This window comes from Flavobacterium limi (assembly GCF_010645075.1).
GTDB lineage: Bacteria > Bacteroidota > Bacteroidia > Flavobacteriales > Flavobacteriaceae > Flavobacterium > Flavobacterium limi.
Genome location: NZ_JAADZV010000009.1, coordinates 1 through 19,900 on the forward strand (window position 1 = coordinate 1; position 19,900 = coordinate 19,900).

A 19,900-nucleotide genomic window follows, 5' to 3' on the forward strand; every position below is an offset into this window, starting at 1 on the left:
AGGTGGTCATTTTGAACTGGAATCAGGTGCTCACTTTAAAACGGAATGGGGTGATCAATATAACCGGAATTTGCACTATCACTAAATACATCAATTCAATTATCTCCGATACAAAAAAATTAAATTCGCGATACGGAATTATTGCATTTGTCTTATTCCCTATTCCAAAAGACTGCAATAAATGGACTCACTATTTTGAAAAAATAAAAAATGAATGTGATCTGCCCCTAAAAATAGAGGAAAACTGCAAAAGAATAAAAATAAAATTTGATGAAAAAAATAACGAATGTGAAGTTGTTGTATGTTGTTATTTTTCAAAAGAATATAGTTGGATTTAAAAATTTATCTCATTCTTAGGAGATTTTCTGATAGTCATAAAAAGAAAACTTTAAAACAAAATAACATGAAAACAATTATAATTGCTAAAAAGCAGTCAAAACAATAGTTTGAGGTGAATATCTAAAATACACCAATTGTGAAAAAAAATAAATTTAAGTTTCGAAATTTTCAGAAATTCGCACATTTGTATTTTAATGTGTTTTTTGAACCAATTTTATCTCAAAAAAATAACTTCAAATTCAAGGTACACTTTTTTTCTGCACCTGCTCTTAAATAACATATTAAGCCTAGTATATACTAGCGTTTTTAATAATTCGAAGTAGAACCTCTTCCTCCGCACCTTATATCCAAATAATTATTTGTAAGTTGACAAATAATTATAAACTTTTATATTAAAATTACGATTCATTGCTTTTGGACTCGACATATTTTAGACTACAAGAAATTAAGATGATTTTAAAGATTACCCACCACATTTAAAGAAAGATTTTATAAAAAAAAGGATGCAAAAATGCACCCTTAAATTTTGTATTCAATTTTCGTTAGTACATCCAAAAAATAAGTTAGAGAAATATCCTTATTAACCTTTTCTATTAATTACTTATGATTCATTATAGCAAATTTCTTTTTCATTTCCAACAGCTCCTTTTCCATTTTTTCAATTGTTTTTAAAGCTAATTCACTAGAAGTATTTTCTTTATCTGCTAATCTCTGTTTTAATCCCTGCATTTCGCGGCCAATAGAAATCTGTTCAGTTAAAGCATATTCTTCTGTCTGGCTGACCGACTGGTGCCCCAGCATTTCTTTAACCACATGGATTGGAACATTATTATTTAAAGTTATGGTGCTGCCAAAAGTCCTTCTGGCTTTATGCGTATTTAAAGCACTTGTTATACCGCATAAATCAGCTATCTCTTTTAGATACTCATTCATTTTCTGATTTGAACTCACAGGCAGTACCGAATCTCTTTCAATACAGAGAGGATGATTTTTATACCGCTCTACAATTTCAGATGCTTTTGGAAGCAGCGGAATATTGATCGGACTTCCTGTTTTTTGTCTTTCAGCCAAAATCCATTGTTCTCCATCAACTCCCTCTTTTATATCTGATTTTTTTAATTTAAACACATCAATATAAGCAAGCCCTGTGTAGCATTGAAACACGAAAACATCCCTTACCACTCCAAGACGGGCTGTCGAAAACTTATGCTTCTCCAGAAGTGACAGTTCAAAACCTGTCAAAGGCTTTTTGGGAACCTTAGTTTTTCTGCTTTTAAAACGTTTAAAAGGATCTGCAGAAAGCAATTCTTTATCTAAAGCTATAAGTACAATTTTCTTAAAATTAGTAATGTATTTAAGCGCTGTATTATTACTGTTGTTTTTTACTGTCTTAAGATAAAACTCATAATCTTTTACAAACTCAAAATTAAGATCATTAAAATCCATATCTTCAACATTATATTTGAAAAGCATAAAATCTTTTACATGCTTTTTTGATATTTCAAAACGCCCATGAGTACCAATTGCGTATTCGCCCTTTTTTACTAAAGCAAGCATCTGATCGTTATGATTTTGAAATTCCTGAAGAACGGTGGTTCTCAGTTTGGTTTTCCCTAAAATGAAATTAATCAGCTTTACACTATTTAAGGATTCCTGTTTTTCTATAAGCTGTTCAGCAAATTTTCTTATTTTCATCTCCAGCGAGTACAAAAAGAAATTCAGAGTTTTTGCATCTTCTTTATTTCCCGTGGCACGGCCAGTTTTCTGTTCCCACCTGTTTATACTCCATTTTCGTTTAGTGGATGTCTCTTTAGGCACGCCATTAACAGTAATTCTAAGATAGATAAATCTTTCATTGGCACCATTTGCAGAACTTTTCAAAAAGAAAGTAATGCCTAAACTGTTTTCTAACATAATTCAACAATTTTAAAAGTTAATAAAGGTCGAACTAAAACATTCTAAAATCAAGACGTAAACCAGCTTTACATGTTGAAAACAAACAAGTTATGCAGATTTTTGTGGCAGTTTTTTGCAGGGTTGAAAAATGCCACAAATAAGCCATAAAATTTTGTGCATTTTTGTGGCTTTTTGAAAATAAAAACGAAGAATAAAAAAACCCGCATCTTTACAAAGTGCGGGTTTTCAGCTGTTTAACTGAATTTCAATTGATTTAAAACTCAATTTCAGTGATCCCAGAAGGATTCGAACCTTCGACCTACGCATTAGAAGTGCGTTGCTCTATCCAGCTGAGCTATGGAACCATTTCTTTTTAAACTTATGGCAAAGTTTTGTCGGGGTGGCAGGATTCGAACCTGCGGCCTCCTGCTCCCAAAGCAGGCGCGATAACCGGGCTACGCTACACCCCGAGGCAAAATTAAGCGGAGAGACAGGGACTCGAACCCTGGCGACGGTTACCCGTCGACAGATTAGCAATCTGCTCCATTACCGCTCTGGCACCTCTCCAAGCTCAAGAAACGTGTTCTGTTTTGCGGTGGCAAATGTATAACAACATTCGATATCTCACAACTATTTTTGCGCTTTTTTTCAATCTTTTTTTAATCTTTTTTTTAAAACACTTCACAATCAAACAAATAGAATTAACAAAAAATTGATCTTAAATTTAAAATCCAACGAATTGATTCAAAATTTGAATTTGTACAAATAAAGATTAAATTTGCTATAATAACTAATAATACAGGGCAATGAGCAAAAGAGTCGTTATCGTTTCTGCCGTTAGAACACCTATCGGAAGTTTCATGGGAGGATTATCTACCGTACCCGCACCAAAATTAGGAGCTGCCGCTATAAAAGGGGCTCTCCAAAAAATTAATCTTGACCCAAAACTGGTTGATGAAGTTTTCATGGGAAATGTTATTCAGGCCGGAGTTGGACAGGCTCCCGCACGTCAGGCAGCATTATTCGCCGGTTTGTCTGAAGAAGTTGCGGCTACAACAGTAAACAAAGTTTGTGCCTCAGGAATGAAAGCTGTCATGTTCGCTGCTCAGGCAATCGCCTGCGGAGACGCTGAAATTGTAGTAGCGGGCGGAATGGAAAGCATGAGTCTGATTCCGCATTATGTACAAATGCGTGCCGGAAACAAATTTGGCCCTGCTACCCTGCTTGACGGAATGCAGAAAGATGGTTTGACAGATGCTTACGATAACAACGCAATGGGAGTTTGCGCTGATTTATGCGCGACTGAATACAACATCAGCCGTGAAGAACAGGATGCTTTCGCAATTCAGTCTTATGAAAGAAGTGCAAAAGCCTGGGATGCCGGAAAATTTGACAATGAAGTCGTTCCTGTTGAAGTTCCACAAAGACGCGGTGAACCGATTATCTTTTCAAAAGACGAAGAATATACTAACGTTAAATTAGATAAAATACCATCATTAAGTGCCGTTTTCACCAAAGATGGAACTGTAACTGCTGCAAATGCTTCTACAATAAACGATGGAGCTGCTGCTTTAATTTTAATGTCTGAAGAAAAAGCAGCTGCATTAGGTTTAAAACCTCTTGCCTACATAAAAAGTTATGCTGATGCTGCTCAGGAACCAAAATGGTTTACGACAAGTCCGGCAAAAGCATTACCAAAAGCTTTGGACAAAGCAGGAATTTCCATTTCAGATGTTGATTATTTCGAATTTAACGAAGCATTTTCTGTGGTTGGATTAGCCAATGCAAAAATATTAAATTTAGATAATGACAAAGTAAATGTAAACGGCGGAGCGGTTTCTTTGGGACATCCTCTTGGTGCTTCAGGAGCACGTATTATTGTTACTTTACTAAATGTTTTAGAACAAAATAATGCAAAAACAGGAGCCGCAGCAATCTGCAATGGCGGTGGCGGTGCTTCAGCAATTGTTATCGAAAGAGCTTAAATAAATATTACATTTTAGGAGTTATTAAATTCAAATAACTCCTAAATTTCAAACTTATAAATTACCCTAAATGTTCGGAATCTGCAATTTAGCCATAGTACCCGTTCGAGCTGAAGCCAGTGACAGAAGTGAAATCGTTACGCAACTTTTATTTGGTGAACATATCGAAATTTTAGAACGCAAAAATCAATGGGCGCGAATCAGAATTCAGTTTGATGACTATGAAGGCTGGGTAGATTCTAAACAATATCAGGAAATTACCAAAGAGCAATTTAATCAGTTAAGCAAAGAGGCCATTATCTTAAATGCTGATTTGATTGATTATATCACAGCACCGGATAATTTATTGCTTCCTATCCCGCTTGGAGCCTCATTATCGTTTTTAAACAATAGCGAAATCAACACTTCAAATTTTGACTTTGAAGGAACAAAAACAAGTGGTATAAAACCTAAAAATGCTATAATAAATACTGCTTTTATGTATTTGAATGCTCCGTATCTTTGGGGTGGAAAAACTCCTTTTGGAATTGATTGCTCAGGCTTTACCCAAATGGTTTACAAACTAAACGGTTATAAAATTCACCGTGATGCCTCTCAGCAGGCCCTGGATGGCGAGCCTTTAAGTTTTATTGAAGAAAGCGAACCCGGCGATCTGGCTTTTTTTGATAATGAAGAAGGAAAAATTATTCACGTTGGAATCATAATGGACAACAACTACATCATTCACGCAAGTGGAAAAGTACGCATTGACCGTCTTGATCATTTAGGAATCTACAATCCCGAATTAAAAAAACATACACATAATCTTAGAGTAATAAAAAAGATTATCTAGATTTCTATTTTTCGCACAACAATTCCTAAAAGTAAAATGACTAAACTTGAATTATCCAAAACAGGCTTTCAAATTAATGGTGTAACTATTGAATTTCCAATTGATATTACAATTTTACAACAAGCTTTAGGAGATTACAGACACAGCAAAAAAAAATACAATCATACTTATACTTGGGACGATCTTGGAATTATTGCTTTTTCTAAAGAAGGTAATAAAGCAGAAAGCCTTGCTGTTGAACTCGAACGTAAAGAATATGATTATTGTGCAAAAAGCAATTTTTCCGGAGAATTTATTTTTGACGGTCAGGAGTTATTTGAATTATACAAATCCGGTAAAAATAAACTTGTAAAGCTTTTTAAAGGAGACAGAAGCGGTGCTTTCATTCTTAACGGAATCAGTGTTTGGTTTGACAAAGAAGATGGCAAAATAACAGCTCTTGATATTTCCTCATACGAAGAAAAAGAAAAACCCGTAAAAACTAAAGAACCTCTTGATCCCGAATTCAAAATATTCGAACCTTTATGGCAGGAGTGGATTTCAGAAATCAATAAAATCGTTTCAACAGATAATGATTACTACAATCTTACTGACGGAATCACTGCCGAAGACATAAAAAAACATACTGATCTTGAAGACGATATAACCATTCCTCCTGCTCTGTTAAATTTCTATAAAGTTCAAAACGTAGATTATGACCCTGTAACTTCTGCTTTTCAGTTTGGCGTAAATAATTTCAGTTACGATCTTATTCCATTTCAGGATATTAAACAAGAATGGGAATCTATACAAGACTTACAATTTGACGAAGGCGATCTCCCGGAACAGGAAGAAATAGATTTCGATAAAATCCAGACTGACAACTACGCCAATCCAAAATGGATTCCGTTTGCAACCGGAAGAAACGGCGATTATTTACTTTATGATACCGATCCGGCATCCAAAGGAACATTTGGCCAAATCATCGAACTTCAAAACGAATCCTGGGAAAGAAACATCGTTGCTAATTCATTAGAAGAGTTGATTCAAAACGAAATCAATAATTTAAAAAACGGTAAAACCGAGCATTTTGATTTTATTATTGGGAAAGAAAATTAAATTTTATTCTCACGCAGATTCGGCAGATCAAGCAGATTTTATTTAGATAAAAATCATTTTTAAATCAGCTTTAATCAATTAAAATCTGCGAGAAACAAAAAATTCGTGAATTCGTGGCTAACAAAAAAATTACGCACTCAACCGAATCGTCTTTCTAAACTCAGAAGGACTATACCCCTTTTGTTTTCTGAAGAATTTATTAAAATGGCTTTCATCCGTAAAACCAAACTCATACGCAATTTCATTAATGCGTTTATCACTAAATTGCAAACGATGTTCAATCAGTTTAGTTTTATAATTACTGATATACTGCTGCATCGTTTCGCTGGCATGTTTCTTAAAATAACGCCCTAAATACGTATTCGAAATCCCAAAATAATCACTGATTGATTCGGCTTTTATTTTCTCAGGATAATAAATATTGTTCTGAATATACTGCAAAATATCCATCGCCTTTGCTTCAGACCCCACGTTAACCTGTTCCGGCAAGTATTTCGCAATATTTCTTGCCACGATAATAATCAGCGTATTCACCAACTGCTGAATCAATTCCTGATTGTACACATCTTTATCCTGATGTTCACGGCAAATAGCTTCAATCATCACTTTTACCAGACATTTATCTGCATCATTTTTCAGGATACATCCTGGCTGGTGATTCGCATTTTGCAGAATATATTCCAATCGTTGTACATTTTCATTTTGCAGACTGGAGTTTTTCAAATAAATATCATTAAACCTTAAAAAGAAAAACTTTGTTTTGGTTTCAATAGTAAAATTATGGCAGTCATCTGGCGTCAATAAAAATAAATGACCAACATCATACCTGAATATATTTTTGTTGATGCATTGTGAACCAATTCCATCTAAAATATAAACCAGTTCGAAAAAATTATGACGATCGCCTACATCCGGATATTCATCCAGCGTTTCAAACGAAACCGTAAAAGGCTCATATAAATTTTCTTTTTTCATCTCTAACTTATTTGAAGTTGCAAATATACCTAAAAAACACAAAAATATACCAATTAACAATCACAAAAACAGTATAATTTTGCTTTATCAATTTAAAACAAAAAATCACAATCATGGAATATAGAAAATTAGGCAGCTCAGAACTTGAATTATCAACCATTACTTACGGTGCTTTTGCGATTGGCGGAACCATGTGGGCAGGAACAGTTAAAAAAGATGCAATCGACTCCATTCACGCCTCAATCGATCACGGGGTAACCACAATCGACACTGCGCCTTTTTACGGATTTGGTTTAAGCGAAGAAATGATTGGTGAAGCTATCAAAAGTCACGATCGTTCAAAAGTTCAGTTGCTGACTAAATTCGGTTTGGTCTGGGACGGAAGCAACAACGGAAAAGGCGATTACTTTTTTGATGCTGACGATAACGGTAAAAAAGTGCCGATTTACAAATATTCATCCAAACAAAACGTAATTAAAGAAATCGAAGAAAGCCTAAAACGCCTTCAGACTGATTATATCGATTTATTGCAAATTCACTGGCCTGACATTACAACGCCGATTTCTGAAACCATGGAAGCCGTTGAAACTTTAATCCAGCAAGGAAAAATCAGAGCTTTCGGAGTAAGCAATTACAACATTGCACAGATTCAGGAAGCGCAAAAAACAGTTCAGGTAGTTTCTGATCAGGTTGCCTATAGCATGCTAAACCGTAAAATTGAAGAAGAATTAATTCCGTTCACAGTTTCAGAAAACATCGGAATCATTGCTTACAGTCCAATGGAAAGAGGTTTACTAACTGCAAAATATTTCACTGACAGCAAATTAAAAGAAAACGATCATAGAAACGGTTATTTCGGCAAATTCGATTTACAGCAGGTAAAAACCTTAATCGAAGAATTGAGTTCTTTAGCGCATTCAAAACACATTTCAATTTCACAATTAGTTCTTCGCTGGACCACTTTACAAAAAGGAATCTCCATCGTTTTGGCAGGCGCCAGAAATGCAGAGCAGGCAATCTCAAACGCAGGTGCCATGGATTTTGATCTTTCAGCTTCAGAATTAGAGTTCATCAATCAGGCAATTTCTAAAGTAAAATAATATTTAAACATCAAAATAATTGGGGTGTGACCCGCAGAAAAAGCGGGTCGCGTCATCCGCTGTATCTTTTACTTTTTAAAGAAAAAAGCAAAAGGATGCCGCTCCTGCCCCTCACACAGACGTTTTCATAAGATGCAAACAATAAAATGAAGAATATATTTATAATAAACGGCGGGCAAAAATTTGCTCATTCAGGTGGACAATTCAACCAAACTGTTCAGGACTGGACAATTGAATTTCTTTCTAAAAACAGTACATACGAAATCAAAACAACCCATATCGAAGACGAAATCGACCTTCAGAAAGAAGTAGAAAAATTCGTCTGGGCAGATTTAGTTATTTATCATACACCGGTTTGGTGGTTTCAAATTCCGAACCTTTTCAAAAAATACATTGATGACGTTTTTACCCAGGGACACAACAACGGAATCTACAAAAGCGACGGAAGAAGCCGTGTTAACCCCGACATCAACTATGGAACCGGCGGACTTTTACACGGACGCAAATACATGCTGACAACCAGCTGGAATGCGCCTGCGACGGCTTTTACACTTCCGGGCGAATTCTTCGACGAAACTTCTGTTGACGATGGCGTAATGTTTGGCTTTCACAAAATGAACAAATTTACCGGAATGGAAAAAGTAAACGGATTCCACTTTCATGATGTCGAAAAAGGCGCTACTGCCGAAAATATCGTTATCTTTAAAAACGATTACACCAAACATTTGGAGCAAACTTTTAAAAATTTACAATCATGATCTCGATTACAGCAATTATAAAAAGCAAACACGAAAACTTAATTGAAGTTCAGAATATGATCACTCATCTGGTGACTGAAACCAGAAAAGAAACTGCCTGCATCCGTTACGATCTTCACACAACCGACAATATTTTTATCATTTGGGAAGAATGGAAAGACCAAACCGGACTTGACATACACAACAATCAGCCTTATTTAGTCGATTTTATTACAAAAAGCGAAACTTTGTTATCAGCTCCCGTTCAGGTTTACAAAACAGCACAAATTTTATAATTTTTTTCACCATGACCCGAGCGATAGCGAACAGGCGAAGCAATCACACAAATTTTCACAAATTTCTTTTCTCTCAATCTAAAAAATAATTTGTGTGAATTAATGCAATTCGTGGCAAAAAGCTAAATTACCTCACATTCAGAAACATAAAAATCATGAGTCATTATCATCTTGCCGAAATTAATATTGCAAAAATGAAAGGTGTCGATATCAACGACCCAATAATGAAAGAATTTGTAGACAATTTAGAAGCTGTAAACACCTTAGCCGAAGAAAGCGAAGGTTTTGTCTGGAGATTAAAAGACGACAATGACAGTTACAATGCTACAAGTCTGAATCCGTACAATGACGAACAAATAATTATAAATGTGTCGGTCTGGGAAAATATCGAAACATTGGAACACTATATGTACAAAACTTTTCACAGTGAATTTTTAAGACGCCGAAAAGAATGGTTTCAGAAATTCGGAAAAGCACATACCGCCATGTGGTGGATTCCAAAAGGGCAAATTCCAACCATGGAAGAAGCGGTAGAAAAATTAGATTACCTGCAGAAAAACGGACCTTCAGAATTAGTTTTTGATCTTAGAAACAAATTCCCGATGCCCGTTGAAGCATAATTTTATTCGCCACGAATTGATTCGCCAATTCGTGGCGAATAAAACTACTTAATTCCTCCAAAAGCCCCAAAACACATATTCTTATGTAATATTTCTACTTTTGAGAAACCCACTTTTTTCATCAAATCCAATTGGTAGTTCATCGATCTTGGCGAATCTTCAATTTCAATATAATCCAAGACTTTTTGTCGGTATTCAGCTCCGCCAATTCCTTCTAAATAATCGCCGTAGATTTTCCACGTGTATTCGTTTAATATTTCTGTATCCTGTGTAATCAAATCTGAAATCATCAAACAGCCGCCGGGTTTCAATAATGTAAACAATTTTGCAAAAGTCGTTTCCCAGTCTTCATCGTCTCTCAAATGATGTAAGACCGCTCCTGCCAAAATAATATCAAAATGATTTTCGGGTAATTCAACTTCTCGAATATCACCCTGCTTCACTTCTACACTGCCTGAAGTTTCAACCGAAACCCTTTCAAAAGCCTTATCCAGCATCGGCAAACTCAAATCTACCAAAGTACAATTCAAATTCGGCACTTTAGAAAGCATTTTCAAAGTATAATTCCCTGCCCCACAGCCAATATCTAAAACTTTTTTAGCATTCGGGATAATTCTCTTTGCAGCTTCTGTAATTAACTCTAAGGAAATTGTTGCATCAATTGTTGCGATTTGTCCTGTTTCTAAATTTGCAAATCGTTCGACATCATGGTCAAACCTTTCCCTGATTTCTTCAATAGTTGATTTCTTCATGGTTTTTGTTTTTTAATCTCTCGATTTTAGGCAGATTAAGCGAATCTTTTTGCTATTATGGATCGGAATATTGTGATTAAGATGATTTTATCTAAATTAATAATCTGCTATATCTGCCCAATCTTCGAGAGGCTTTTTTTTCTTTTTCAAAACTATTCTTTTCATAAATACTTTAAAAATACTATTTTTATCAATTAATAATACTTTAAAAGTATCATGGAATTACGTCACCTAAAATATTTTCTGGCGGTCGCCGAAGAACTCAACTTTACTAAGGCTTCAGAAAAACTGTTTATCTCTCAGCCACCATTAAGCCGACAAATAGCCGAATTGGAAAATGAACTTCAGGCAAAGCTTTTTATTAGAAATAATAAAAAAGTAGAACTTACGGAAGCCGGCAAATATTTTGAAAAAGAAATAAAAGATCTGTTTCAGCATTTGGAACTCATTTCGGTGAAAACAAGAAAGATTGCAGAAAATGTCTCGGGTGAATTTAGAATTGCCTACATCAGTTCTATCTATTCTTCGGTAATTTCAGAATTGATTCAATTTCTAAAAAAACAGTTTCCTTATGTGAATTTCAAGTTATTCGAAATCTCCACCACCAAGCAAATTGAAGCTTTAGAAAAAGGAAAAATCGACTTGGGGATCATTCGTTCTCCGATAAAATCACCAAAAATCAAATCACAACTATGGTTTAAGGACGGCTTTTCGGTTGTTTTCAATAAAAATCTCATCAATATTGATTCAGAAAAAGAGATTCCAAATCTTGAAAATGAAACTTTTGTTTTCTTCAACAAAGATTATGCACCGCATTATCACGAAGTTTTATTGGAATTGTGCGCTTTTTATGGCTTCACACCAAAGGTTGTTCATGAATCGAATAACATAAATTCAATTGTGCAATTGGTAAAAAACGGATTAGGGATTTCGATTGTCCCGTCTAACATAGCCAGAAATAATCAAGATCCTGACCTGAGTTTTATTGAACTCAAAAAAGTCAATTTATTTACGGATGTTTCCTTGATTACTTCTAAAGACGATCATTCTGAAATTACGCAATCTGCTGTAGCATTTTTATTGAAGAAAAGATAGTTTCTAATCTTTTTTTTTGTCATTTCGAATAACGAGAAATCACACGCGGGATTCAACAAAGATTGGCGAATTACTGTGCGGAGCTTCTAGTGTGATTTCTCTCTTCGTTCGAAATGACAAACAGAGCTATTAAACTTCGCGACTTTGCGGGATATACAAAAAATTAGTTACAATTTAGTACCGAAATCCATATCATAAAAAGAGAACTTTTAAATACCTTAGCAAATTATAATTCTACTCAAAAAAATCAATAAAAATGGCTGAGCAATCTTCAATTCAGTGCCCCAACTGCGGAACACCTATCGATGTAAATGATGTTTTAAAACACCAGTTAGAAGACAGTATCCGTAAAGAATTTCAGCAAAAAGCCAACATCCAAAACCGTGAATTAGAGCTTAAAAACGAGCAATTCGAAAAAGCAAAAGCCGAATTTGAAGCCAAGAAAAAGCAGGAAAACGAACTTTTTGCCGAGCGTCTGGAACGCGAAAAAAAGGCAGCCGAAAAAGAGATTGGCGAAAAGCTGAAAACCAAACTGGAAGAAGAAAACAAAGACCGTTTGTTATTGATGGAAAAAGAACTTTCTGAAAAGTCTGAAAAAATCCGGGAATTAAATAAAATGGAAGGTGAAATTGCCAAATTACAGCGTGAAAAACTGGAAATGAAAGAAGCCATCCAGGCCGAAGCTGAAAAACAATTGAATGCACAATTGGCTTTGGAACGTGAAAAAATAAGAAAACAGGAAGACGACAAAAACGAATTAAAATTCAAAGAACTTCAGAAACAGCTGGAAGAACAAAAAAAGCTGACTGAAGAAATGAAACGCAAGCAGGAACAAGGTTCCATGCAATTACAGGGTGAGGTAATGGAATTAGCAATCGAAGAATGGCTGGCCAACAACTTTCCTCTTGACAGTATTGACGAAGTTAAAAAAGGGGCAAACGGTGCCGACTGTCTTCAGATTGTAAATACTCGTGAACATCAAAACTGTGGTTCGATTTATTACGAAAGTAAACGCACGAAAGCATTCCAGCCATCCTGGATTGAGAAATTCAAAAACGATATCAGAACCAAAAGAGCCAATATTGGAGTTTTGGTAACCGAAGTCATGCCAGCCGGAATGGAACGTATGGGAATGCGTGACGGCATCTGGATTTGTACGTATGACGAATTTAAAGGGCTAAGTGCCGTTTTGCGTCAGTCAATCATTCAGGTGAGCCAGGCGGTTCAGGCACAGGAAAACAAAGGCGATAAAATGTCAATGCTATACGATTTCCTGACAAGCAACGAATTCCGTTTGCAGATTGAAGGAATTGTAGAAGGATTTACCCAAATGCAGGGCGATCTGGATGCCGAAAAAAGAGCGATGCAGCGAATCTGGAAACAGCGTGAAAAACAAATCGAAAAAGTGGTTCATAACACCTTAGGAATGTACGGTTCTATTCGCGGTATTGCAGGAAATGCTGTTCAGAGCGTCAGAGCTTTAGAACTTGATTTTATTGAAGACAACCATGAAGATCCTAAAGAATTAGAATAGTTTTAGGTACCAATATCAGTAGCTTATTCCAGCTGTACACTCTATCTTTTATGGTCCCGATAGCCATCGGGACCATAAAAGGATGCCGTTCCCATCTGGGCTAGGGAAATTTTTTTCATAAGGTATTTAGAAAATCTCAGAACTACTATTTATACCGTAATTTACCTCATTTTCCATGTAGAATTGTTAAGAAATTTAGCTTTTTATTTTTAGGCAAAAATTCAAACTATTCGCTTTCAACACCTTAATGCTTTTTATTTACTAAAAACTTAACATTGGGAAGCTTGTTTTATAATTATCTTTACTTAACAACCAGGTAACATTTTAGTTACATTGTAAAGATAATTCTCATTAAATGCACTTATAATTATGGAAAACAAGACCGAAGAAACAAATCCTGAGAAAATTGATTCTCCAAAAACTGAAAATATTCAGCCGGCTACAGAAAACGAAAATACACCGGAAATAAAAAAGCCTGTCCGCAGAGCTCCGGCTAAAGCAACTCCTGCTAAATCGGCTACAGCGAGCACAGCAAAACCTACAGCAAAACCTACAGCAGCTACTAAACCTACAGCAATAAAAAAAGCTCCTGCTAAAAATATAGTACCAACAACAGTACAACCAGAAGAAATTGCTACAGAAACTGCTGTTACTGAATCAATCGAAGCTGTAAATAAAGCTGTCGTTGCAGAACCTTCAAAAGACAAATCCGATAAAAAGAAGAAAAAAGTGAAAGACAAAGAAAAGGAAAAAGCCAAAAAGAAATTAGCGAAGAAAAAAGAGAAAGCTAAAAAAGACAAAAAGAAAGAAAAAGCTAAAAAAGCAAAACTAAAAGCCGCTGCCAAGAAAAAAGAAAAAGCGAAAAAAGCTAAGGATAAAGCGAAAGCTAAAAAAATAGCCAAAAAGAAAGCGAAGTCTAAAAAGAAGGCAAAAGCAAAAAAGAAAAAATAAATATGGAAAAAGGTTTGACTTGAGTAAAGTTGAACCTTTTTTTTATTGTTATTTTTGTCATTTCGAGGAACGAGAAATCACATTAGCAGATCAACAAAAGATTGGCTCATCACTTCACGGAATCTCTTGTGTGATTCTCCCAAAAGGTCGAAATGACAAAAAAAGCACAAAAAATTACCCCCCAATCGCAATCATGCTGCGATTGTCAAAATGCAGGTTTGGATCATCCATTTCAGAAATCGTAACCATACCTGATCTGACTTTCTTTTTGCTTTTTACAGAAGCCGAAATCAATTCGGTAATTGATTCACCTTTTCTGAAAGCAGTAAGCAAATCGGTTTCGGAGTTCGAGAAAAGGCAATTTTTAATTTTCCCGTTTGCGGTAAGGCGGATTCGGTTGCAGCTATCACAAAACGGATTTGTAATGGAACTTATGATTCCGAAATCACCCTGAAAACCTTTGATTTTATACGTTCTGGCAGTGAAGTTTTTCTCATCTTCCAGTTTCTGGATTTCATCTGAAGAAAAATTATCTTCAACTTGTGATAAAATTTCCTTTTGTGAAACCATTTTACTTCTGTCCCATTCGTTTCCGGCAAAAGGCATAAACTCAATAAAACGGACAGAAATTGGCAATGACTCTGTTAAATTGACAAAGTCTGTAATTTCGTTATCATTAAAACCTTTCATCAAAACCACATTTACTTTTACCTGAAAATTATGATTTAAAAGCAAATGCAGATTGTCAATCACTTTTTCAAACTGATTTCGAAGCGTTACGGAATGGAATTTTGATGAAACCAACGTATCTAAACTCAGATTTATTTTTTTGATGTTTGCATTCTTTAAAACTTCAATATGACGGTCAATTAAAATACCGTTGGTCGTAATCGAAAGCGAAACTTCTAAAGCCGATAATTTCGAAACAATTTCAGGAAAATCTTTTCGCAACAAAGGTTCTCCTCCGGTCAGCCTGATTTTATCAACACCATTTTTTACGAAAGTTTGGGCAATAGCAAAAATCTCATCTGCCGTCATTAAACTGGCTTTCGGAGACAATGCGATTCCCTCAGCAGGCATGCAGTACGTACAACGCAGATTGCATTTCTCTAACAGCGAAATACGCAAATAGTTGTGTTTTCGCCCAAAATCATCCGTTAAAATGGTTTTAGAGGGTGTCATGATTTTTTCCTTTTAAAATATGAAAAACGTGCATCACATGCGGAAAAACGGCATCCATGGATTCTCTTGCACCGTTTGTTGATCCCGGCAAGGCCAAAACCAGGCTTTTTCCTAATGTTCCTGCAACGGTTCTGGATAACATCGCATACGGCATGCGCTGCTGTCCGTAATCACGAATCGCTTCTTCAATTCCCGGAATTCTGCTTTCTAATATCGGTGAAAGCGCTTCCGGTGTTACATCCCTTGGTGATAATCCTGTCCCTCCTGTAAAAATAACCAGCTGATTATCTTTGGTGAAAGCCTTTGTCTTTTCCTGAATAATTTCTAATTCATCCGGAATAATCTCGTAATGAGTCGTTTCAACGCCGTAAGAATCTAACTTTTCTACAATGATTTTTCCGGATCGGTCTTCTTTATCACCGGCAAAAATAGAGTCTGAACAAACAAAAACTGCTGCTTTTATAGCGTACGGAAATTTATTTTTGAAAGACGATTTTCCGCCTTCTTTATTAATTAATTTAATGGTTGAAATTTCGATTTCCTTATCGATTGGTTTCAGCATATCGTACATTGTAAGCGCCACAATTGACGCTCCGTGCATGGCCTCTACCTCTACTCCTGTTTTGTAAACGGTTTTTACGTTGAAGATAATCTGAATCGTCAAATCCTCAATTTTATATTCAACCGAAGTAAATTCAATTGGCAGCGGATGGCAATCCGGAATCGACAAATGCGTATTTTTTACAGCAAATAAACCAGCCGTTTTAGCCATTTCCAGCACATTACCTTTCGGTACCAGATTATTGACAACTGCATCAATTGTCTCCTGTTTGCTTACTTTGACAATTGCTGTCGCTGTTGCCACTCTTAATGTACTTATTTTATGCGTAATATCTACCATTTAAAATTTTATTAGGTATTTTGTTTCCAGGTGAAGGTATCGTTTTCAAACATTTCCTTGCCAAAAATAGGCACATCGGTTTTAATCCAGTTTACAATGGCTTCTGTTGCTTCATAAACCTGTTTTCTGCGTGTTGCCGATACAAATACAAACAGACAGATTTCGCCCGCTTTTACAACGCCTAAACTGTGATAAATGTGCATACAGGTCAAGTCGAATTTGGCAAATGCTTTTTCACGAATCGTATGTAAAGCTTCGTTTGCCATATCGGTATAGGCAGAATAATCAATCGCAACAACTGTATTGTCGTGAATTACATCGGCACGAACCTGCCCCAGAAAAATATTATGTGCCCCAATCGTATGTTTGGATTGATGTTTGGCTATTGAATCAGCAATAAATGCCGGTGAAATTGGTCCTTCTACAAATACATTTTTACTCATTACATTTCTTTTTAAAACATGAATTACACAAATTCGCGCTAATCATTTTTATATCAGAACAACCTGGCAATATCTAAAATTTTAATATAATTCTAGTTCCCAATCTTTATATGGCGGTTCAACTTTAAAGTTTTCATTACAATATTGTTTTAAATAATCAGTTGCTCTTATTTCTGCATATTTGGAATTAAGTACTTTTCCGTTTTCATCCATTTCAATCACATTAGCATATATAGCAAATACTTGTTCTATAGCACTCGGTTCATCCCCATAAAGAGGTAAATAATCAATGCCTACTAAATTGTAATGAGTTCCACTTGCCATAAAATAAGAAAATGTTCTCAATGCTCCACTAAACGAATTACTTAACTTCATTAATTACTTATTCTCTAAATTTTAATTCTTTCTCCTTTTAATAATTCTTTCAACGCCAAAGCACCACCAACAATACTTTTTATATTTTTAAACTGATGTTTCTGAAGTAATTCAACCGCCATTTTACTCCTGATTCCAGACTGACAATAAACGTAAATAGTCTGGGTTGAATTTAACTTTTCTAATTCATTTTCTAAATTCATTAACGGAATCTGGATTTTATTTTTGAAATTAATTTTTGGTCGTTCATTTTCATTTCGAACATCTAAAAAAAGAATTTCTTCAGAATCCATTTCATTTAAAACAGCTTCAGCATCTATTTCATTTACAATATTTTCAACTATTTTATATTTTTTTTCGAAAACAATTTTGTCAATCAAAAAGGAACTGTTTTTTTCAAAATCATATTTCTGCTGTTCATTATTCAGTATATTATAAACCAATATCTTTCCGCTTAAAATTTCTCCTGTTTCCAGAATCATTTTTATAACTTCATTTGCCTGCAGCAGACCAATAATTCCAACTGAAATCCCAATAACTCCCGCATCCGTACAATTTACAGACGAACTGTTTTCATCCGGATACAAACATCTGTACGTTGGTCCGTTTTGATAATTGAAAACCGAAACCTGCCCCTGAAACCTGAAAATTGATCCGTAAACCATTGGCTTATTCGTAACCTGACAGGCATCATTGATAAGGTATTTTATCTGCAGATTATCAGTTGCATCAACAATAATATCATACTTTTCGAATAAAGCAATGGCATTTTTTCCCGAAAGTTTTTCAGCAACAGCGTTTACTTTTACATCGGGGTTCAATTCTGCAATCATGGCTTTGGCTTCATCAACCTTATATTTTGCAACCGATGAACTTTTATAAATTACCTGACGCTGCAAATTGGAAAGCTCGACTACATCATCATCCACGATTCCGATTTCGCCTACTCCGGCAGCTGCCAGATAAGGCAATATTGCAGTGCCTAAACCTCCTGCACCAATAATTAAAACTTTGGATTTTAATAATTTGTACTGTCCATTTTCTCCAATTTCGGAAAGGATTACTTGTCGGTTATAGCGTGAAGATGTATTCATAAATTATAAATTATCCTCCGGCAAAAGGAGGCAATAAAGCAACAATATCGCTAGTTTTTAAAGTATAATTTGTTGCTTTTGAAACTATTTTCTGATTGACGGCAACGCTGAAAGAAAGCGATTCAAAACGGTATTTTTCTTCTAAATCCTGCAATAAATCCTGCAGGGAGATATTCGAAGAAACCACATTTTCGAATGAACATTGTGTTTTTTCGGCAACAGCTCCAAAATATTTAACTTCAATCATTGATTATAGATTTAAATTCTGAAATATAAATTCATCTTCAAAATGTTCCTGAAAATAAGAGGTCAGTTTTGAAGTATTTTTTACCACTTCACCAATTACAATAATGGCTGGTGATGAAATATTTTTTTCGGCAACTAATTTAGTAATTGAGCTAATGTTTCCAACCACTTTTTGTTCTGAATTTTTTGTTCCGTTTTGAATAATCGCAATTGGCAAATCATCGGTACGATTGGCTTTATAGATATCAACGATTTCATTTAATTTGTGCATTCCCATCAAAATAACCACTGTTGCTGCCGATTTTGAAGCTAAATGTACATCTTTAGACAATTCATGACTGGAAGTTGTACCTGTAATCACCCAGAAACTCTCAGCAACTTTTCGTTGTGTCAGACTGATTCCTACTGAAGCCGGAACCCCTAATGCAGATGAAATTCCCGGAACCACAGCAGTTTCCAGACCAAATTTTTCTGAATATTCGATTTCTTCACTTCCACGCCCGAAGATAAAAGGATCTCCTCCTTTTAAACGTACCACGTGTCCGTAGCGGTTTGCCATTGAAACGATCAACTCATTAATCTGGTCCTGTGTGTAGGCATGACATCCTAAACGTTTACCAACGAAAACAATTTCTGCATTTGTAGCGTATTGCAGCAATTCTTCGTTGACAAGCGCATCATACAAAACTACGTCGGCATTTTCTAACGCTTTTATTGCTTTCAGCGTGATCAATTCTACATCTCCCGGGCCTGCGCCTACTACTGTTAACTTTGGTGTTCTTGAGTTTTGCATAATCTATTAACTTAAATTGATATTCAGGTCGTTTAATTCGTCAACCGAATTAATATTAGTTAAAGGAAAGTTTTCGCTTTCTTCTATTTTGATAATCTGATGAGGCACTTTCGATAGAAAATCCATCATTTTCAGTTCATTGTTGTCAATCGCTTCTTTTATAACCGGAATAATTTTTTTCGAATAAATTCCGATTAACGGATGTATCCTGCTTTCTGTGGCAAAAATGGTAATCTGAGCTTCCTGATTGTGTTTTGCAATTAATTCAGCTAATAATTCTGAAGAAATCAATGGAATATCACAACTTAGAATCAGGTTAAATTCGGTTTCAGAATTTTCTAATGCGGTATATATTCCACCCAAAGGTCCTTTATCTTTGATAATATCTGCTGTTTTTTGATACGGCAGATAATCGTATTCTTTCGTATTTGTTATAAACTGAATATTTTCAGTAATCGGCAAAATAGCCTGAATTATATGTTCAATAAATGGTTTTCCCTGAAACAGAACCAATCCCTTCTCAGACTTCATTCGGGAACTTTTTCCTCCGCAAAGAATAAATGCTGTTAGTGTTTTCATGGTTGAACTGTTTGTTTTTTTGTTTACTTCGTCTGTTCGGCTTTCAGCCTCGAGTCAGGTTTAAAGTTTCAGGTTTT

General features: G+C 35.3%; 22 protein-coding genes and 3 tRNA genes. 11 read left to right on the forward strand and 14 right to left on the reverse strand.

What is annotated here, in order from left to right:
- Positions 1 to 338 (forward strand): hypothetical protein (locus GXM16_RS17200; RefSeq protein WP_208797395.1); only part of this gene is annotated, 338 nt, incomplete at its 5' end.
- Between the two features lie 598 nt (positions 339 to 936).
- Here GXM16_RS17200 and GXM16_RS17205 read toward each other — a convergent pair.
- The 4 genes from GXM16_RS17205 to GXM16_RS17220 all read right to left on the reverse strand — a co-directional run bounded on the left by GXM16_RS17205 (position 937) and on the right by GXM16_RS17220 (position 2,802).
- A complete protein-coding gene (locus tag GXM16_RS17205) occupies positions 937 to 2,253 on the reverse strand; it encodes a site-specific integrase (RefSeq protein WP_163395735.1) in 1,317 nt (438 codons plus the stop codon).
- Between the two features lie 273 nt (positions 2,254 to 2,526).
- Positions 2,527 to 2,600 (reverse strand) — tRNA-Arg (locus GXM16_RS17210).
- Positions 2,601 to 2,630: 30 nt separating this feature from the next.
- Positions 2,631 to 2,705: transfer RNA gene (locus tag GXM16_RS17215), tRNA-Pro, on the reverse strand.
- Between the two features lie 13 nt (positions 2,706 to 2,718).
- Positions 2,719 to 2,802 (reverse strand) — tRNA-Ser (locus GXM16_RS17220).
- A 239-nt stretch (positions 2,803 to 3,041) separates the two neighbouring features.
- On the opposite strand from GXM16_RS17220, the gene GXM16_RS17225 reads away from it, so the two are divergent.
- From GXM16_RS17225 to GXM16_RS17235, 3 genes are all read left to right on the forward strand, one after another.
- On the forward strand, positions 3,042 to 4,220 hold the full coding sequence (locus tag GXM16_RS17225; protein ID WP_163395736.1) for an acetyl-CoA C-acyltransferase: 1,179 nt from the start codon (positions 3,042 to 3,044) through the stop codon (positions 4,218 to 4,220).
- Between the two features lie 70 nt (positions 4,221 to 4,290).
- A complete protein-coding gene (locus GXM16_RS17230) occupies positions 4,291 to 5,052 on the forward strand; it encodes a C40 family peptidase (RefSeq protein WP_163395737.1) in 762 nt (253 codons plus the stop codon).
- Between the two features lie 36 nt (positions 5,053 to 5,088).
- On the forward strand, positions 5,089 to 6,150 hold the full coding sequence (locus tag GXM16_RS17235; protein WP_163395738.1) for an SMI1/KNR4 family protein: 1,062 nt from the start codon (positions 5,089 to 5,091) through the stop codon (positions 6,148 to 6,150).
- A 129-nt stretch (positions 6,151 to 6,279) separates the two neighbouring features.
- Here GXM16_RS17235 and GXM16_RS17240 read toward each other — a convergent pair whose 3' ends face one another.
- Positions 6,280 to 7,125: an AraC family transcriptional regulator gene (locus GXM16_RS17240; RefSeq protein ID WP_163395739.1), complete on the reverse strand. Its 846-nt coding sequence runs from the start codon at positions 7,123 to 7,125 to the stop codon at positions 6,280 to 6,282.
- A 113-nt stretch (positions 7,126 to 7,238) separates the two neighbouring features.
- Here GXM16_RS17240 and GXM16_RS17245 point away from each other — a divergent pair, with 113 nt between their 5' ends.
- The 4 genes from GXM16_RS17245 (at position 7,239) to GXM16_RS17260 (ending at position 9,878) form a co-directional block, all read left to right on the forward strand.
- Complete coding sequence (locus tag GXM16_RS17245; protein ID WP_163395740.1) at positions 7,239 to 8,225, forward strand: aldo/keto reductase; 987 nt, start codon at positions 7,239 to 7,241, stop codon at positions 8,223 to 8,225.
- Between the two features lie 146 nt (positions 8,226 to 8,371).
- On the forward strand, positions 8,372 to 8,983 hold the full coding sequence (locus tag GXM16_RS17250; RefSeq protein WP_163395741.1) for an NAD(P)H-dependent oxidoreductase: 612 nt from the start codon (positions 8,372 to 8,374) through the stop codon (positions 8,981 to 8,983).
- Entirely contained in the window at positions 8,980 to 9,258 is a 279-nt protein-coding gene (locus tag GXM16_RS17255; protein WP_163395742.1) for a putative quinol monooxygenase, read from the forward strand. The genes GXM16_RS17250 and GXM16_RS17255 overlap by 4 nt, the downstream gene beginning before the upstream one ends.
- 155 nt (positions 9,259 to 9,413) lie before the next feature.
- A complete protein-coding gene (locus tag GXM16_RS17260) occupies positions 9,414 to 9,878 on the forward strand; it encodes a DUF3291 domain-containing protein (protein ID WP_163395743.1) in 465 nt (154 codons plus the stop codon).
- 44 nt (positions 9,879 to 9,922) lie between these two features.
- Here the strand turns inward: GXM16_RS17260 and GXM16_RS17265 are convergent, their stop codons facing one another.
- Positions 9,923 to 10,630: a class I SAM-dependent methyltransferase gene (locus tag GXM16_RS17265; RefSeq protein WP_163395744.1), complete on the reverse strand. Its 708-nt coding sequence runs from the start codon at positions 10,628 to 10,630 to the stop codon at positions 9,923 to 9,925.
- 216 nt (positions 10,631 to 10,846) lie between these two features.
- On the opposite strand from GXM16_RS17265, the gene GXM16_RS17270 reads away from it, so the two are divergent.
- From GXM16_RS17270 to GXM16_RS17280, 3 genes are all read left to right on the forward strand, one after another.
- Positions 10,847 to 11,725 carry a LysR family transcriptional regulator gene (locus tag GXM16_RS17270; RefSeq protein ID WP_163395745.1) on the forward strand — a complete coding sequence of 293 codons (879 nt, stop codon included), beginning with the start codon at positions 10,847 to 10,849 and terminating at the stop codon, positions 11,723 to 11,725.
- A 256-nt stretch (positions 11,726 to 11,981) separates the two neighbouring features.
- Entirely contained in the window at positions 11,982 to 13,259 is a 1,278-nt protein-coding gene (locus GXM16_RS17275) for a DUF2130 domain-containing protein (protein WP_163395746.1), read from the forward strand.
- 369 nt (positions 13,260 to 13,628) lie between these two features.
- Complete coding sequence (locus GXM16_RS17280; protein WP_163395747.1) at positions 13,629 to 14,210, forward strand: hypothetical protein; 582 nt, start codon at positions 13,629 to 13,631, stop codon at positions 14,208 to 14,210.
- Positions 14,211 to 14,384: 174 nt separating this feature from the next.
- Here GXM16_RS17280 and moaA read toward each other — a convergent pair whose 3' ends face one another.
- The 8 genes from moaA to GXM16_RS17320 all read right to left on the reverse strand — a co-directional run bounded on the left by moaA (position 14,385) and on the right by GXM16_RS17320 (position 19,823).
- Positions 14,385 to 15,392 carry a GTP 3',8-cyclase MoaA gene (gene moaA / locus GXM16_RS17285; RefSeq protein ID WP_163395748.1) on the reverse strand — a complete coding sequence of 336 codons (1,008 nt, stop codon included), beginning with the start codon at positions 15,390 to 15,392 and terminating at the stop codon, positions 14,385 to 14,387.
- Positions 15,379 to 16,293, reverse strand: coding sequence for a bifunctional molybdenum cofactor biosynthesis protein MoaC/MoaB (moaCB, locus tag GXM16_RS17290; RefSeq protein ID WP_163395749.1), 915 nt, complete (start codon positions 16,291 to 16,293; stop codon positions 15,379 to 15,381). Before moaCB ends, moaA begins: the two co-directional genes overlap by 14 nt.
- 11 nt (positions 16,294 to 16,304) lie before the next feature.
- Positions 16,305 to 16,736, reverse strand: coding sequence for a molybdenum cofactor biosynthesis protein MoaE (locus tag GXM16_RS17295; RefSeq protein WP_163395750.1), 432 nt, complete (start codon positions 16,734 to 16,736; stop codon positions 16,305 to 16,307).
- A gap of 81 nt (positions 16,737 to 16,817) precedes the next feature.
- Positions 16,818 to 17,111, reverse strand: coding sequence for a DUF7677 family protein (locus GXM16_RS17300; RefSeq protein WP_163395751.1), 294 nt, complete (start codon positions 17,109 to 17,111; stop codon positions 16,818 to 16,820).
- A 14-nt stretch (positions 17,112 to 17,125) separates the two neighbouring features.
- Positions 17,126 to 18,205, reverse strand: coding sequence for a HesA/MoeB/ThiF family protein (gene moeB / locus GXM16_RS17305; RefSeq protein WP_163395752.1), 1,080 nt, complete (start codon positions 18,203 to 18,205; stop codon positions 17,126 to 17,128).
- Positions 18,206 to 18,215: 10 nt separating this feature from the next.
- Positions 18,216 to 18,452, reverse strand: coding sequence for a MoaD/ThiS family protein (locus GXM16_RS17310; RefSeq protein WP_163395753.1), 237 nt, complete (start codon positions 18,450 to 18,452; stop codon positions 18,216 to 18,218).
- Positions 18,453 to 18,455: 3 nt separating this feature from the next.
- On the reverse strand, positions 18,456 to 19,244 hold the full coding sequence (cobA, locus tag GXM16_RS17315; RefSeq protein WP_163395754.1) for a uroporphyrinogen-III C-methyltransferase: 789 nt from the start codon (positions 19,242 to 19,244) through the stop codon (positions 18,456 to 18,458).
- Positions 19,245 to 19,250: 6 nt separating this feature from the next.
- Positions 19,251 to 19,823: a molybdenum cofactor guanylyltransferase gene (locus GXM16_RS17320; RefSeq protein ID WP_163395755.1), complete on the reverse strand. Its 573-nt coding sequence runs from the start codon at positions 19,821 to 19,823 to the stop codon at positions 19,251 to 19,253.
- Positions 19,824 to 19,900 lie beyond the last annotated feature (77 nt).